Source organism: Mucilaginibacter ximonensis, from assembly GCF_042686265.1.
In the GTDB taxonomy this organism is placed as follows: Bacteria; Bacteroidota; Bacteroidia; order Sphingobacteriales; family Sphingobacteriaceae; genus Mucilaginibacter; species Mucilaginibacter ximonensis.
Genome location: NZ_JBHUPD010000002.1, coordinates 1,236,636 through 1,252,486, shown reverse-complemented (window position 1 = coordinate 1,252,486; position 15,851 = coordinate 1,236,636). Strand labels below are relative to the sequence as shown.

Below are 15,851 nucleotides of genomic sequence, written 5' to 3'. Positions count from 1 at the left end.
CTGGGCTGATAAACTATTTGTTATTGTCTGACTTTTTAAGAATAGCATAAAAGCCAATACCAAAACCGGCCAGCACTACTACAGGTGCTATGACAATTTTAGTGGTGCTATAAATATCGGTAGTGCCAGACATGAGCACAAAGCCAAACGCTACCACGGCGATAGCAATGATAAACCAGGTATAGTTACTTTTATCGAATATAAAATTTACCGGGGTTGTATTTGCTGCCGGTGCCTTAGTTTTTGCAGCTGTTTGTGTTTTTGCCATTGCGTAATTTAATGAGTGATTGAATATTAATGGTGAGTGGGAGAATGGTGAATGGTTTGCAGAAATAACTGCTCACTACTCACTTATTAACTACTCACTTTATTATCTGTATAAATCGTATATTTTTAATCTTAAAAATTTATTTACCGCCAGGTAAGTACTAAGTCCTGAAATGAATATTCCGAGGCCAATTACTCCTAAAAACACAATACCAAACTCGGCATTGTTTTGCAGAATAACCAGATCAGGAATTTCAAGATTAGCAAAGTACAATGTACCTATAAGTATAATAACTGCAATAAGGCCGCCTAATAACCCATGCCATATGCCATATAAAATAAATGGCTTGCGGATAAATGCCTTCGTAGCGCCTACCAATTGCATTGACTTAATCAGGAACCGTTGCGAGTAAATAGCCAACCGGATAGTATTATTTATTAACGCTACCGAAACAACCACAAAAATGCCGGTAAAAGCCAAAATCACTAGACTGATGGATGTGATATTTGAGTTCATCTGGTCAACCAGCGATTGTTGGTATTTTACTTCTTTTACTATCGGATTTTTAAGCAATTGTGCTTTGAATTTAGTAATCTCTGCGTTATTGGCGTAATCAGCATTCAAATAAACGTCAAGCGATTGCGAAAGTGGATTATAGCCTAAAAACCGCACAAAATCCTCGCCCAGATCCTTTTGCAGGTTACGGGCCGCCAGCTCCTTACTTACATAAATAGCTTGTTTAACCGCCGGGTTGCTTTCCAATTGCGTTTGCAATTGCCGTACATCGGTTTCGTGCGCAGCATCATCCACAAAAATATTGAGGACAATATTTTCTTTCACATAGCGCGAAAGGTTATTGGCATGCACTAAAATCAAACCCAGTAAGCCTACCATCAGCAATACCATGGCAATACCAAATACAGTTGAAATGTAAATGGTTTTAGTTTTATTGGCCGATTCGCTTACTTCAAATTCTTCCATTGTATGCTTTTAGTTTCTGCGAAATTAAGAAACCGTGTCTAAAGGTAAAAGTTTATATTTTTTTAATTGGGTTTTACGCAGGAGTTTAACATTATTTAACGGAGTGATTATTAACCACTACTTATTTAATACCGGTAATGCCATAAACAAAATCCCTATACCAGCTGTTAAAACTATATGACAAAGCCAGCAAATTCAAAAGATAAAGCATCGCCTTCGGATACGCCGACCGACAGGCCAAACGATAACGGACATAAAAGCAAAGTACGCGCTGCCGACAAACAATACGATGCCGACAAACCACACGGCGGCGATATCGCCAAAAAACACGAAAAAGAAGAGCAGCCAGTTAACCCGGGTGCTAAGAATTAATCATTGAGTCATTAGGGCATTAAGTCATTGGCTTGTTGCCTTCAAAAATGACTCAATGACCTAATGATAAACCTACCTGGCTATACCCGTCGAGTTGAACTGCAAGTCGTAAAGTTTGCGGTAGTAGCCGTTTTCAATCCGCAGAAGCTCCTGATGGGTACCTATCTCTTTGATCTCGCCATGATCCAAAACAATAATCTTGTCGGCATTTTGAATGGTTGATAAGCGGTGAGCTATCACTATAGCTGTGCGGCCCTGCATCAGTTTGTTAATGGCATTTTGTATCAACAACTCGGTTTCGGTATCTACTGAGGAGGTTGCTTCGTCCAGTACCAAAATTGCCGGATTATAAACCAGCGCGCGGATAAAGGAGATAAGCTGAGCCTGTCCGGCTGACAGTGTCGAACCGCGTTCCATAACGTTATATTCATAGCCGCCGGGCAAACGCTCAATAAACTCGTGGGCGCCTACATCCTTTGCTGCCGCGATGATCTGCTCGCGGGTAATGGCTGTATTATTGAGGCTGATATTATTGGCAATGGTATCTGTAAACAGGAATACATCCTGGATCACCGTTGCTATCTGCGAGCGCAGATAGCTTACATCATACTCCATAATATTATGGCCGTCTACCTTTACCTCACCCTTGCCAATTTCATAAAAGCGGTTCAGGATATTAATAGTGGATGATTTACCGGCGCCGGTTGCGCCAACCAAAGCCAGTGTTTCGCCGGGATTTACGTGAAAGTTGATGTCTTTTAGCACCCAGTTTTCGTCGTTGTACGCAAACCATACATGTTTGAATTCAATTTCACCGGCCAGCATTTCGGGGCGTAGCGTCCCCGGGTTAGGCGCAACCTCGTCGGTATCTAATACTTTAAAAATACGGTCGGCGCCCACCATGCCCATCTGCAACGTGTTAAACTTATCGGCCAGTTGGCGTATCGGCCTGAACAGCATATTGAGCAATAATATAAAACCAGTAATAACACCCGGAGTTATCCCCCTGTGCGATGCGCTCAGATGTGCCAGTTGTTCGTCAGACAACTCGCGTTTGCAGCCGTACCAAACTAAAAGGCCCATGCAAATAGCAAACAAAATTTCGACCACCGGAAAAAATATCGAATAATACCAGTTAGATCGAATATTAGCATCGCGGTATTTAAGGTTTACAGCTTTGAACTTGCGCATCTCCTGGTCTTCGCGGGCAAAGTTTTGAATAACACTCATACCTGAAATGTGTTCGGCCAGGAAAGTGTTCAGGCTGGCCACCTGGGTGCGCACTTCCTGAAACGACGATTTAATAGCCTCCTTAAAAATATAGGTCGACGCAAACAACAGCGGCATGGGTATCATCGTAATGAGGGCCAGCTTCCAGTCCTGGTACAACATCAGGCCCACTACGGCTACCACCAGCAACAAGTCGCCGATTATGGAAATCAATCCCTCAGAAAAAATATCAGCAATGGTTTCCAGGTCAGATACTGTACGCGTAATCAGCATGCCGATTGGTGTGCGGTCGAAGTATTTTAAGCGCAAACTGGTAACATGGTTAAAGATATCTATACGCAGATCTTTAATAACCGATTGACCCAGCGAATTGGTTAAATAAGTTTGGTAATACTGCGCTACAGTTTGGATGATCAGTTGAGCAATCATCAATTCTACCATAAATACTAAACCTTTATAGTCATTTAGTACAATGTGTTCATCCAGCGTTTTCTGGATCAAAATAGGTTGCACCAATGCGTTGGCCGCCAGAAAAATGGTCAGAAAGGCCGATACCACGAATGTAACCTTATAGGGTTTTACATAATGCATTACCCGCTTAAGCAGGTTCCAGTCAAATGCTTTACCGGTTACGCTGCCTCCGCCCCCTGAAGGAGGTACTTTGGGTGTGTCTTTTTGAGAAGTGTTTTCTTTGGTATCGTCGTTGTTTGCCACTAATTCAAAGTTACACGATATTCTTTAAAACCAATGTCATTTCGGGCAAGAACCGGGAGAAATCTATAGGCGGATATTGGCGTTTGCTTAGCTTACGTATAGATCTCTTCAAAATGATCGACGTAGCATAGCTGTTATTTCCCGGTAAAGGGATATTTCACCTCCGTCAGATACAAGCCGCAGGCCGGCACTGATGTACCTGCATTACTCCTGTCTTTACTGTTGATGATATTACGAACGTCCTCGGGGCTGATCTCCTTTCGGCCAACCATTAACAAAGTGCCTACAATGGCTCTTACCATGTTGCGTAAAAATCTGTCGGCCGAAATATGGAATACAACACCATCTTCAACATTTACCCATTCGGCGCGGCTTATTTTGCAATTATTAGTCTTAACCTGTGTGTTTGATTTACTGAAGCAGCTAAAATCGGTGTATTCCATAATAATTTGAGCAGCCTGGTTCATCAGCTCTAAATCCGGCATATCGCGCAGTAACCACGAATAACCGTGCTTAAAAGGATCTTTGTTAAAATGGATGTGGTATTGATAAGATCGCAAAGTAGCGCTAAAGCGGGCATGTATTTCATCATCAACCTCAAAAATATTTTTTATGGCGATGTCATGTGGGAGCACTGCATTAAGGCCGCGAATTAAATTAGCTGAAGGTATAGTCTGCTCAGATTCGTAATGTGCAAAAAATTCTTTGGCGTGAACACCGGTGTCTGTTCGTCCGCAACCAACGGTTTCAATTGGCATTCGCAATATAGTAGTTAGCGCTTTATCCAAAACCTCCTGCACGGTTATGGCGTTAGGCTGCACCTGCCAGCCGTGGTAGTTGGTACCGTCGTAAGATAAATCGATAAAATAGCGCTGATTTGCCACAGGGCAAAGGTAACGTGGAATTACGAATTACAAGTTACGAATTACGATTTAAGCAGTAGCTTTTGTAAACAAACCTTTTTTATAAGCCAGATACGCCGCTAAGCCCAGCGCAAATATCGGACTCAAGGCTTGAATAGCCGACCAAAACGCCAGCATAAAAGCAGGTTTGATATTTTTACCCCAATATAGAACCGGACAGGATATTAATGGTAAAAAAAACAAAGCACCGACGGCCAAAAAAGCCCATGCCAATACACTTTGATTTAGATTTTTGCCTATATACATATAAACCAGGAGGGTAATTGTAGATAGTACTTTAAATAACGATGTCAAAACAACTGGAATCATCATTACGTGAATTTGGTTTACCCAAATCTAACTAATATATTCCTTATGTATCGTTTCAAACAAAAACTTATTCTCCACCGCTAAATCGAAAGGCTGGTCAAGGTAGGTGTGATTATAGCCGGCAGCCTTAGCCAGGTTCTTGAGTACTTTAAAATAAGTCACCTCAATACCTTCAATAATCTGCAGGTAAAACAAAATAAGCACATCGCGCTCCAATGGTGTCTTGCCCGCTTTAATCACTGACAAATAAGCCTCTAAAGTCATGCCTTTAATACCCAGGACGCTGGTCTTTGAGGGCTCTTTCTGAATATATTGGTAAATTTCGTCCATATGAGCAATTTGCGTATTTGTGTCGGTGCGAACCTCGTCGATAGCTAATTTGAGTTGCTGCAAAGAAGCAATGGCCTCAATTTCATCAAAAAAAGCCAGCAAATGCTGCTTGCCAAAATAAATACTATTTAAATGCTCCAGGAAGATGCGTTTAAGATGATTGTCTTCCAACTTTACGTCTTTCGGACTAAGCGAAGAATTAGGGGTATCTGTCATAGCTAATTGCGATAATATAAGCAGGGTAAATTTACAAATATTTCACACTTTATAATATTGTAACGTCGTTATAACAAATTATCCATAAGCTCAATTATATTTGCCGCATAAATCTTTAACAGTAATGATACAACGCATTCAAACTATATATCTGCTATTTGCCGGGCTGGTAATTGCCGGGCTTTTTGTTTTCCCGCTGGTGCATGGCGTTTACGTGAACGGGCAACCTGAAACCATTATGGTTACCGGCGTTTTTAAAGATGTAAATGGCCAGTCAACTCGTACCGAAACTTTCATACCGCTTATTATAGGCACTATTTGCGCAACCCTGATGCCGCTGGCTGTTATTTTCTCCTACAAAAACCGACGCAGGCAAATTAACTTGTGTTACGGCTTAATGCTGGTAATTATTGCGTTCAGTTATTGGGTATCGCAAACGGTTAAAAGCGCCATTGGCGACGCTAATCTGAGCATGAGCAACTATGGCATAGGCATTATTTTGTTGTCACTGAGTTTACTGCTTATTGTAATTGCGCAAAAATCCATTCAAAAAGACGAGAAGCTGGTACGGTCGGCCGACAGGTTAAGATAAGCGCATGAACACCCGACTAAAAGTATTTTTATTCTGCCTGGCCTGCGTGGCCTTTATTGGGCTTGACCGATGGACCAAGCTACTGGCTAAAGAACATTTGATGTACAGCCAGCCTAAATCATACCTGCACGATACCTTTATTTTAGAGTATGTTGAAAACACGGGCGCAGCCCTGAGTTTTGGCGACAACCTTCCTCAGCCGTTTAGCTTTTGGCTGTTGAGCATTTTACCGCTGGGTGTTATTATCTTGCTGTTTGTGTATGTAATGCGCCGCGTAAAAGAATTCAGCAATTTCAAGTTGTTTTGCTTTGCGATGATTGTTGCCGGCGGATTAGGGAATATCATTGATCGTATTATTTACGATCGCCATGTTACTGATTTCATGAACCTGGGCATTGGTGACACCTTCCGTACCGGCATATTTAATGTGGCCGATGTTTGCATTACAGCGGGTGTTATTGGGTTGTTTTTTGTGTACTTGAATACGCAAAAAGGGTTGTTGAAGCCGGATAATGTGACGGATTAGATAATACCTGAGAGTTTTTCAGGATTTTGGCGTGTATCGAAGATAGTAAAAATCAAAACCGAGTCCTCCGTTTCTCTGAAATATAAAATATTATGCTTCGTTAAAACACATCGCTGTAGTTTTCTGGCAATGTCAAAATATGGATAGATCGCTGCACTATCGGCTAATAGAGCGATAACATCTTCGTAACGATCTAAAAAATCATTTACTACTTCGTCACCCCATTTATTGGTCAGATAATTTAAAACATTGTAAAAATCCTCAGCCGCAAGCGGAGTTAAAACAACATCTTTAGCCATTTAGGCCATATTTTTCGCGAGCCTGCTTTAATACATCTTTTGCAGAAACTCCTAAACCAGCTTCAGCTTGCTTTATGCTTTGCGTTATTCTATCCTTATGATAGGGTGACAGCGTGTCCCAGCCTTTTTCTTCGTTTTCGTTAAAATAATTCAACATCAAGCCGTAAATCTCTCTGATCTGTTTATCATCAGCATGCTCAATTCTGTCAAGCAACTCCGTTTTTATCGTTGCGTTATTCATCATTATAACTGTTATCTAATCAAATATACTAATATCATCCTGATAATTAAACACTCCCAATTATCATACCCATGTAAAACGCTTTAATGCAGCTATTTGAATTGTAAATAATTAGCTGTACCTTTGCGCCCGATTTGGCGATGTAGCCAGATTCGTTATTTTAAATCATGAACCCATTTTTAAATCTGGGAATCCGTCATGATATTGTTAATGCCATCTCTGAGTTAGGCTTTGAAAACCCTACTCCAATCCAGGAACAGTCAATCCCGGTATTGCTTACAGGCAGCAACGATTTTGTCGGATTAGCCCAAACCGGGACCGGTAAAACTGCTGCCTTCGGCCTGCCACTATTAGAACTGTTGGATTTCGAAGAAAATCATCCACAGGCGCTTGTATTATGTCCAACCCGCGAGCTTTGCTTGCAGATTGCTAACGACATAAAAAACTACTCCAAAAAAATGAACAACGTACATGTTGTTGCCGTTTATGGCGGAGCTAGTATTTCTGACCAACTGCGCCAAATACGTCGTGGTGTGCAAATTGTTGTTGCTACACCGGGCCGTATGCTTGACATTATTAACCGCGGTGCTATCGACTTCACCGGCGTTAAATATGTGGTATTGGATGAAGCTGATGAAATGCTCAATATGGGCTTTCAGGAAGATATAGACAATATCCTGTCAACCACTCCAGACACCAAGAAAACCTGGTTGTTTTCTGCTACTATGCCGGCCGAGGTACGCCGCATAGCAAAAAAATACATGGATGAGCCGTTTGAGCTTACCATGGGTACCAAAAATACAGGCAATGCCAATATCGAGCACGAGTACTATGTAGTACGTGCCCGCGATAAATATGCTGCCTTTAAACGTATTGTCGACTTTAATCCGGACATTTTCGGTATCGTATTTTGCCGTACCAAAATTGAAACTCAGGATATAGCCGAAGCCTTAATTAAGGACGGTTACAATGCCGACTCTCTGCACGGTGACCTATCGCAGCAACAGCGCGATAAAGTAATGAAACGCTATCGCGAGCGCAGTTTGCAGTTATTGATTGCTACTGACGTTGCTGCCCGTGGTATTGACGTTAACGACGTAACACACGTTATTAACTACTCATTGCCCGACGAGATTGAAAACTACACACACCGTAGCGGCCGTACTGCACGTGCTGGTAAAACAGGCGTATCTATCGCTATCGTTAATGCGAAAGAATTAGGTAAGATTCGCCAGATTGAGCGCGTTATTGGTAAGAAATTTGTTAAAGCCGAAATTCCTACCGGCTTTGACGTTTGCGAGAAACAGCTATTCGCAATCGTTCATAAGATACATGATGTTGAAGTTAACGAGCAACAGATCGAACAATACGTACCTCGTATCATGGAAGAGTTCAAAGAACTTTCAAAAGAGGAATTGGTAAAACGCTTTGCTTCTATTGAGTTTAACCGCTTCCTGGATTACTATAAAAACGCGCCTGACCTGAATGCTCCTGTTGAAGAAGGCAGAAGCGAACGTGGCGAACGCGGAGAGCGTGGTGAACGCGGTGGTAAATCAGAATACACCCGTTTGTTTATCAACTTAGGTTCGGTTGACGAGTTTAACCGTGGCGAATTGCTGGGTTACATTTGTAACAACGCTAAAATTAGCGGCCGCATAGTTGGCAAGATCGATGTTAAAGGTGTTTTCTCATTCTTTGAGGTACCAAACACCGAAGCTCAAATTGTTGTAGACAACTTTAAAGGCGCAGAATTTAAAGGCCGTGAAGTACGTGTTGAAATATCTGGCGAAGGTACCAGCAGCAACCGTAGTGGCGACCGCAGAGAAGGTGGCTACCGTGGTGGCGATCGCAAAGAAAGCGGATACCGCGGCGGTGACCGCAGAGAAGGCGGTGGTTACCGTGGTGGCGATCGCAAAGAAGGCGGATACCGCGGCGGCGGTGATCGTCGTGATGGCGGTAACAACTCAGGCGGCTTCCGCGACTTTTCAGGCAAACGCCGCGAAGAACGCTCTGGCAGCAATGACCGTAAACGCAGATTTTAATATTAGTTGAATGGTTGACCGTGGTTGATTAAGTAAATGGTAACAACTCTCTTAATCAACTACTCACCATTCACTCAAGATAGTTTTAGTTTAGTTTTAGTAACAAAGCCCTTTCCGATTGCAGTTCGGAAGGGCTTTTGTTTTTAAGGGATTATCAAGGATAGTATAAAACAACAAAGACCAAAAGCAGGATAACAATTGTGAAACCTTGCTTTTGATCTGAGTTCTAAACTATAGTTAAGCTCTTTACTATTATGACATACTTACCAGCAAAACCGCGGTAAGTAAGTGCACGGCTATTAACGCATATGTTTTCATAACATGGTAGATTGTTGTGATGTAACCTTATGACGTATTAGTGTCTTAATGGTTTAGTACGCATTTGCGCATGAGTTATAAACACTCTGTGACCTCTTTTATTTACATAAAAATATTTGTGGTGTTCGTCTATATAAACATTTTCACCCGTACGCGCCCAGTGGCCCTCATAGCGTTTGTCAGTAACCGCAGCTGCTCCTTTTGACGAAAGTTCGGCTGTTTTGTGGCCTACATCTTTAGCCGCTGTGGCGGTTGCATGGCCTACATCTTTAGCAGCATGGCCTATTTGATGACCTACAGATTTGTGTTCCTGGGCAAAGGTTTGGGTCGCAGCAAACATTGCTGCTGCTAATAATGATATTTTGAGTGAGTTTTCCATGATTGTATGTTCTAGTATAGACAACTATACAATTTTGTTGCCAATATTATTCCCGAGGGCTATATTTACTTAGATCAGCATCTTCAACCCAAACATGAAAGCTAATACTGTATTGAATGCCAAACATTCAGTACCGTCATTAGTGCGTATAAGATCCTTCGCTATCGGAAATACAACCCTTTTAAAAGAATGAAAAATCTATTGGACTGTCAGTTTAGCTGATCTGCCAGTTTCCGCATCTCCACAGCCGGCGAATGCTTTTCATATAAAATTGCATACACGGCATCTACTATCGGCATTTTAACCTGATACTGTTTGTTGGCTTCGTGCAGGCAGCTTACGGCGTAGTAGCCTTCGGCAATCATGTTCATTTCCAGTTGTGCCGATTTAACAGTGTAGCCCTTGCCTATCATATTACCAAAGGTGCGGTTTCGGCTAAATTGTGAATAGGCTGTAACCAGCAAATCGCCCAGGTAAGCCGATTCTTTTATATCGCGCTCAATGGGATGTACGGCATCAACAAATCGCATTAACTCGCGTATAGCGTTTGAAACCAGCACAGCCTGAAAGTTATCACCATAACCAACGCCATGGCATATGCCGCCGGCAATAGCATAGATATTTTTAAGTACGGCAGCATATTCGGTGCCGTATATATCATCAGAAACAATGGTTTTGATATAGCGGGTGCTCAGCATACCGGCAAAGCAGGTTGCCAGCTCCGGGTCGCCCGAAGCTATGGTTAGGTAAGAAAGTTTTTCTAAAGCCACTTCCTCAGCGTGGCAGGGCCCGCTGATCACGATAAAATTATCAAAGGAGATATCGTATTTTTTATTCAAAAACTCACCGATAATCAGGTTTTCATCAGGCACAATACCCTTAATAGCCGATACAACTTTTTTGCCTTTAAAATCATCTGTAGCAATATCTGCAAGGGCTTCTTTTAAAAAAGCTGCCGGCACGTTCAACAATATCACATCAGCTTTGGCTATTAATGCTTTCAGATCGGTCGAGATGTTTTCGGCAGGTACCTTTATTTCGACCGAGCTCAGGTAGTTAGGGTTGTGTCTGAACCTTTGCACATGCTCAACAGCCTGTTCATTGCGCATCCACCAAAAAATTTCTTTATCGGCAGGGTTATCAGTCAGCATTTTAATATTGGCGGTAGCCCAGCTACCCCCGCCAACAACCAGTATTTTGTTGTTTTGATATTGCATTAGTATGCCCGGGTTAATCGGGTATTAACAAAGTTAGAAATTAATGTAAAAAGAAAGGCCATTCGTAACTAACGAATGGCCTTTCTTTTATTATTGTTCAATTACTTGTTTTGGCTGGCATCAAATAACTTCGACTTATCTACCTTCTCCACCAAATCTCCGTCCTTTAATGTTTTGGAAATAGCCGGGTATGGGGCCGATACAACCTCGTCGCCGGCCTTCAGGCCGGTTAATATGCGTATGTACATATCGTCTTGTATCCCGGTAGTTACCTGTACTTGTTTTACCTTGCCCGCATTATATACAAACACATATTCTTTGGCAGGTGCACTGCTGGCACTTTTGGCATCATCGTTATCATTTTTCTTTTGGCCGTTATCAGGTTTCTTTTCCTCACGGGTAGTTACCGCTTGTATTGGCACCGCCAAACCTTTGTCGTGGTTGGTCATAATATCAACCGTAGCCGTCAACCCCGGCCGAAATGGCGATGGGTTACCATTGCCTTTTTTCAACATCTCCGTATATGATGCCGGGTCAATTCTCACCTTAACGGTAAAGTTAGTCACCTGGTCGGCAGTGGTACCTACAACATTCGCAGAGCTGCCTATTTCAGTTACCACACCTTTAAATTTCTTACCCAAAAAGGCGTCTACCTCAATTTTTGATGAATCGCCAAGGCTAATGCGGTTAATGTCATTTTCGTTTACATCCACATTCACATCCATCTGGCTCAGGTCAGATATGGTCATGATCTCGGTACCTGCAAATTGCTGCGTACCTAATACGCGTTCGCCTTGTTGAATTGACAATTTTGAAACCACGCCATCAACAGGCGAGTAAATGGTGGTTTTATACAAATTATCCTGTGCCTCTTTTACCGATGCCGACGATTGTGCCAGCCCATATTGCGAACCGATTACATTTTGGCGGGCAGCCTCTAAAGCTGCTTTAGCATTTTCATAGCTGGCTTGGGCGTTGTCAAACTCGGCCGCTGTCAATACTTTATGGTCATACAATTCTTTACTTCTTTTAAAAGTTGATGCCTGGTTGTTGAAAGTAGCCTCGGCTTGTTTCAGCATTTGACTTGAGTTACCTACGCTGGCTTTTTGCGAATTATACGATGCAACTGCACGCTCATATCCCGATTTCAAAATATCAGGACGAATACGACAAATGAGCTGGCCCTTTTTTACCACGTCGCCTTCTTTAACCGGCAACTCTACTACCTCGCCAGATACCTCCGGGCTAATCTTTACCTCAACGTGCGGTTTGATCTTTCCGCTGGCCGATACGGTTTCATTAATAAAACGTTCGGCGGCCTTTTCAGTAGCTACCTGCGTTTTTTTAGGTTTGCCAATAATGCCGGTTGCTTTGCCGACAATGAGCAGCACAACCAAAGCACCAAGTGCAATAAGGATATATTTAGTAGTCTTTCCCATGATTTTTTGGATCGATGATTATTTTGAATTATTAAAGTGTTATGGTGTTGCCCAGATAATAGTCAATGATCTTGCTTCTGAAGATCACCGTATACCTGGCCTGTATCATATCGTTTTGCGATTTGTTAAAGTTGGTAACAGCAGTATTATAATCCAGCGAGTTCACCAGGCCAACATCGTAACGTTGTTTGGTCACATTTAAGGCGTCTTTATTAGCCGCAAAAGTTTGTTGTGCTGATTGATACTGCTTATCTGCGGCCTGCAAATCAAGCACCGCCTGGATAATGGTTTTACTCAAATTATTTTTCGCTATTTGTGTATTTAACTGCGCATTTTGAAAGTTGAGCTGCGCTTTGCGCACTGCAGTATGGGCGTATAACTTGTTAAAAATGGGTATCTGTACACTTAAGCCCAGGTTTTGGTTAAAATTATCCCGGATTTGGTTGAACGCCGAATACGGACCATATATCGCCTGCGTTACAGGCACTGATGATAGCACAGGAGTGCCTGCTCCCTGAACAACACCTATCTGCTGGTAAGCGGGAGGTGTAAGGCCAATTACAGTTTGATTCAACCTGTCTGAATAGGTAGAAGCGAGGCCGCCGTACAAACTAACAGTGGGGTAATAGTTGCTCTTAGCTATTTTAATGGCCTGCTCATAGGTTTTCTGCTGCATCTCGGCGAGTTGAACATCCGGATTTATGCCTAACGCAGTTTGCACAACTTCGTTGGCATCGTACAAGGTCTTTACATTAGTTAACTTACTTATATCAGGACGCTCAACAACTATAGGCGTGTACGGATCCATTTCCATATACTGCTTTAGTACAAGTACAGAAAGGTCAAGTTGATTTTGAGCAGTGGTTAAATTTAAGGTAGCTGTTGACACCTGTGCCTTAGCTTGTGACAGGTCTGCCAGGGTTTGATTACCAACGTTATATTGAATGTCTGAGCGTGCCAATGTTTGGTTTGCCAGATCAACTTGCTGCTTTGCCGCATCAACCAAATCCTGATTGGTTAGCACTTGCAAATAGGTGGTTACCACATTTAACACCAAATCGTTTTTTATCTTGGCAGTTTGGCCTTTATTTACATCAAGAGCCAACCTGTTTTGTAATATCTGATTACGTAACTGCCCGCCCTGATAAACTGTAAACTGCAGCTGGGCATTAGCATTGGCATTGAACGAGGTTGACGATGTATAGGTAAATGCACCGGCAACCTGGCTGCGGCCAAAATAATAACCACCCTGTGCACCGGCATTTAAGCTTGGCAACTGGTTATATTTTGACTGCTCTAAATCGGCCTGGCCCAGGGCCTCATTCACCCGGGCCTGTTTAACGGTAAGGTTATTGGCCAATGTACGGTCGACCGCAGCTTGCAGTGTTATCTTTTCCTGAGCGTTAACATGCAATGACATCAACGTCAGAATTACACCTGAAAAAAGACTTATTCGTCCGAAAATATTGTTAATCATAAACTTTATCAGTCCAACAGTTTTGAGATATAATAAGTAGAAGTTAGATTTGATTTACTGATTAAAATCCCCGTCAAATCTATCATCATCTATTATATTTATAAAATTAAATGTATCTGGTAAAAACTCCCTGGCTGCTTAAAAAGCTTTATCCCTTACTAACGTGGGATACAGGCAGTGACGACCGTACCATTTATTTGACGTTTGACGATGGACCTATACCCATTGTTACACCTTTTGTGCTAAATATTTTAAAGCAATACAATGCAAAGGCCACTTTTTTTTGCATAGGTGATAATGTGCGCAAGCATCCCGACATTTTTGAACAGGTAAAAGCCGATGGCCATGCCATAGGCAATCATACGTATAATCATTTAAAAGGTTGGGATACCGACGACTGGACCTATCTGGATAATTTTTTACTGGCCGACGAGGTGATAGGCAGCAAACTGTTCAGGCCGCCGCACGGGCGCATCAGCCGCTCGCAGATAGCCCTACTGAAAAAAGCCAAGCCCGATTTAAAGATTGTGATGTGGAACGTTTTAAGCGCTGATTTTGACATCGACGTAAAGCCTGCACAGTGCCTTAAAAACGTCACCAAAAATACTGAGGGCGGCGATATCGTATTATTTCACGACAGCCTGAAAGCCTTTGAAAGGTTGGAATATGCTTTACCTAAAGCAATGGAATACTGGGCAAATGAGGGTTATACATTTAGTTCGCTGGTTGCTGAACCACATTTGGATCCTGCTTTCCGTCCTTCTTTACAATAGTATAAACTACTGCACCAATTACGATGATGGACAATACAATCAGGCCCAGCTTGCCCTTGCGCTTATCCTGACGCATCAGCCATACCAAAAACGCTACTAACGGTATTACAAAAATTACCCAGAAAATTAGATTAGGACCCATTGCTTAAAGTTATTGAATAGAATTAGCATTTAATTATATAGGCATACGTGCCAAAGGGGCTACGCCTTGGTCGGCAAATTCGCCTTTCAGGTATTTATAATAACCGGCAATAGCAATCATACCGGCATTGTCTGTGCAATACTGCATCTCAGGAATAAAGCAGTTCCAGCCCATTTGCTCACACATCTCTTTGGTACCTAAACGCAGCCCTGTATTAGCCGATACACCTCCTGCCAGCGCAATATCTTTTACGCCGTAATGCAGCGCAGCTTTTTTAAGTTTGTTTAGCAGGATAGTTGCAATCCGGTATTCAACCGAGGCGCAAATATCATTGATATTTTCTTCGGTAAATTTTGGATTTTGCGCAACGTTATCACGTATAAAGTAAAGTATCGAGGTTTTTAGTCCGCTAAAGCTAAAGTCAAATCCCGGTATTTGCGGCTCGGGGAAATAGTAGGCTTCGCGATTACCCAGGCGCGCATTTCTGTCAATAAGCGGCCCGCCGGGATATGGAAGGCCTAAAATTTTACTGGTTTTGTCCAGGGCTTCGCCGGCAGCATCGTCAAGCGTCTGCCCTACAACCTCCATATCAAAATAATCCTTAACCAAAACTATCTGGGTATGGCCACCTGAAACGGTAAGGCACAAAAAGGGAAATGATGGTTTATTATCCCCAATAAAATGCGCCAATACGTGGGCCTGCATGTGATTAACCTCTATAATCGGGACGTTTTTAGCCAACGCAAATGCCTTAGCGAACGATACGCCAACTAATAAAGACCCTAAAAGTCCGGGGCCGCGTGTAAAAGCTACCGCATCAACGTCATTTTTGCTTACTTTTGCCTTCGCGAAAGCCTGTTGCACAGCCGGGACAATGTTTTGCTGATGAACCCTTGAGGCAAGCTCAGGGACAACGCCGCCATACGCTTCGTGGATTGACTGGTTGGCAATAACATTGCTCAATACCTTTCCGTCAACACAAACCGAAGCGGAGGTATCGTCGCATGAAGATTCGATGGCTAAAATTACAGGCACTTGTATAAGTTAAAAGTCAAAAGTGAGA

19 protein-coding genes are annotated in these 15,851 nt (G+C 42.5%); 5 read left to right on the top strand and 14 right to left on the bottom strand.

What is annotated here, in order from left to right; all coding sequences use genetic code 11:
- Positions 1–13 precede the first annotated feature (13 nt).
- Together ACFS5N_RS13135 and ACFS5N_RS13130 are read right to left on the bottom strand one after the other, a co-directional pair.
- On the bottom strand, positions 14–268 hold the full coding sequence (locus ACFS5N_RS13135; RefSeq protein ID WP_377186135.1) for a DUF3098 domain-containing protein: 255 nt from the start codon (positions 266–268) through the stop codon (positions 14–16).
- A gap of 102 nt (positions 269–370) precedes the next feature.
- Positions 371–1,249, bottom strand: a complete 879-nt coding sequence (locus tag ACFS5N_RS13130; protein WP_377186132.1) for a cell division protein FtsX — start codon at positions 1,247–1,249, stop codon at positions 371–373.
- A 177-nt stretch (positions 1,250–1,426) separates the two neighbouring features.
- On the opposite strand from ACFS5N_RS13130, the gene ACFS5N_RS13125 reads away from it, so the two are divergent.
- Positions 1,427–1,621, top strand: coding sequence for a hypothetical protein (locus ACFS5N_RS13125; RefSeq protein WP_377186129.1), 195 nt, complete (start codon positions 1,427–1,429; stop codon positions 1,619–1,621).
- 72 nt (positions 1,622–1,693) lie between these two features.
- On the opposite strand, the gene ACFS5N_RS13120 is transcribed toward ACFS5N_RS13125, so the two are convergent.
- From ACFS5N_RS13120 to ACFS5N_RS13105, 4 genes are all read right to left on the bottom strand, one after another.
- Entirely contained in the window at positions 1,694–3,442 is a 1,749-nt protein-coding gene (locus ACFS5N_RS13120) for an ABC transporter ATP-binding protein (RefSeq protein WP_377186552.1), read from the bottom strand.
- A 257-nt stretch (positions 3,443–3,699) separates the two neighbouring features.
- Positions 3,700–4,449 carry a tRNA pseudouridine(38-40) synthase TruA gene (gene truA / locus ACFS5N_RS13115; RefSeq protein ID WP_377186126.1) on the bottom strand — a complete coding sequence of 250 codons (750 nt, stop codon included), beginning with the start codon at positions 4,447–4,449 and terminating at the stop codon, positions 3,700–3,702.
- A gap of 48 nt (positions 4,450–4,497) precedes the next feature.
- Positions 4,498–4,800 carry a hypothetical protein gene (locus tag ACFS5N_RS13110; protein WP_377186123.1) on the bottom strand — a complete coding sequence of 101 codons (303 nt, stop codon included), beginning with the start codon at positions 4,798–4,800 and terminating at the stop codon, positions 4,498–4,500.
- A gap of 24 nt (positions 4,801–4,824) precedes the next feature.
- On the bottom strand, positions 4,825–5,343 hold the full coding sequence (locus tag ACFS5N_RS13105; protein WP_377186120.1) for a DUF892 family protein: 519 nt from the start codon (positions 5,341–5,343) through the stop codon (positions 4,825–4,827).
- 124 nt (positions 5,344–5,467) lie between these two features.
- Between ACFS5N_RS13105 and ACFS5N_RS13100 the strand changes: the two genes are divergently transcribed.
- Positions 5,468–5,935, top strand: a complete 468-nt coding sequence (locus ACFS5N_RS13100) for a DUF4293 domain-containing protein (protein WP_377186117.1) — start codon at positions 5,468–5,470, stop codon at positions 5,933–5,935.
- Between the two features lie 4 nt (positions 5,936–5,939).
- Positions 5,940–6,461, top strand: coding sequence for a signal peptidase II (lspA, locus tag ACFS5N_RS13095; protein ID WP_377186115.1), 522 nt, complete (start codon positions 5,940–5,942; stop codon positions 6,459–6,461).
- Here lspA and ACFS5N_RS13090 read toward each other — a convergent pair.
- Both ACFS5N_RS13090 and ACFS5N_RS13085 read right to left on the bottom strand, forming a co-directional pair.
- The gene (locus tag ACFS5N_RS13090) at positions 6,458–6,760 is read right to left on the bottom strand and encodes a type II toxin-antitoxin system RelE/ParE family toxin (RefSeq protein ID WP_377186113.1); all 303 of its coding nucleotides are present in this window, start codon (positions 6,758–6,760) and stop codon (positions 6,458–6,460) included. The genes lspA and ACFS5N_RS13090 overlap by 4 nt on opposite strands.
- Complete coding sequence (locus ACFS5N_RS13085; protein ID WP_377186111.1) at positions 6,753–7,004, bottom strand: hypothetical protein; 252 nt, start codon at positions 7,002–7,004, stop codon at positions 6,753–6,755. Before ACFS5N_RS13085 ends, ACFS5N_RS13090 begins: the two co-directional genes overlap by 8 nt.
- A gap of 164 nt (positions 7,005–7,168) precedes the next feature.
- Between ACFS5N_RS13085 and ACFS5N_RS13080 the strand changes: the two genes are divergently transcribed.
- A complete protein-coding gene (locus ACFS5N_RS13080; RefSeq protein WP_377186109.1) occupies positions 7,169–9,043 on the top strand; it encodes a DEAD/DEAH box helicase in 1,875 nt (624 codons plus the stop codon).
- A 355-nt stretch (positions 9,044–9,398) separates the two neighbouring features.
- Here ACFS5N_RS13080 and ACFS5N_RS13075 read toward each other — a convergent pair whose 3' ends face one another.
- From ACFS5N_RS13075 to ACFS5N_RS13060, 4 genes are all read right to left on the bottom strand, one after another.
- Complete coding sequence (locus ACFS5N_RS13075) at positions 9,399–9,740, bottom strand: hypothetical protein (protein WP_377186107.1); 342 nt, start codon at positions 9,738–9,740, stop codon at positions 9,399–9,401.
- Positions 9,741–9,949: 209 nt separating this feature from the next.
- Positions 9,950–10,957, bottom strand: coding sequence for an NAD(P)H-dependent glycerol-3-phosphate dehydrogenase (locus ACFS5N_RS13070; RefSeq protein WP_377186105.1), 1,008 nt, complete (start codon positions 10,955–10,957; stop codon positions 9,950–9,952).
- Between the two features lie 101 nt (positions 10,958–11,058).
- Positions 11,059–12,396: an efflux RND transporter periplasmic adaptor subunit gene (locus ACFS5N_RS13065; RefSeq protein ID WP_377186103.1), complete on the bottom strand. Its 1,338-nt coding sequence runs from the start codon at positions 12,394–12,396 to the stop codon at positions 11,059–11,061.
- 31 nt (positions 12,397–12,427) lie between these two features.
- Positions 12,428–13,873: a TolC family protein gene (locus ACFS5N_RS13060; RefSeq protein WP_377186101.1), complete on the bottom strand. Its 1,446-nt coding sequence runs from the start codon at positions 13,871–13,873 to the stop codon at positions 12,428–12,430.
- Between the two features lie 110 nt (positions 13,874–13,983).
- Here ACFS5N_RS13060 and ACFS5N_RS13055 point away from each other — a divergent pair, with 110 nt between their 5' ends.
- On the top strand, positions 13,984–14,646 hold the full coding sequence (locus ACFS5N_RS13055; protein ID WP_377186099.1) for a polysaccharide deacetylase family protein: 663 nt from the start codon (positions 13,984–13,986) through the stop codon (positions 14,644–14,646).
- On the opposite strand, the gene ACFS5N_RS13050 is transcribed toward ACFS5N_RS13055, so the two are convergent.
- Positions 14,588–14,788, bottom strand: a complete 201-nt coding sequence (locus tag ACFS5N_RS13050) for a hypothetical protein (protein ID WP_377186097.1) — start codon at positions 14,786–14,788, stop codon at positions 14,588–14,590. The genes ACFS5N_RS13055 and ACFS5N_RS13050 overlap by 59 nt on opposite strands.
- 33 nt (positions 14,789–14,821) lie before the next feature.
- A complete protein-coding gene (gene tsaD, locus ACFS5N_RS13045) occupies positions 14,822–15,823 on the bottom strand; it encodes a tRNA (adenosine(37)-N6)-threonylcarbamoyltransferase complex transferase subunit TsaD (RefSeq protein ID WP_377186095.1) in 1,002 nt (333 codons plus the stop codon).
- Positions 15,824–15,851 lie beyond the last annotated feature (28 nt).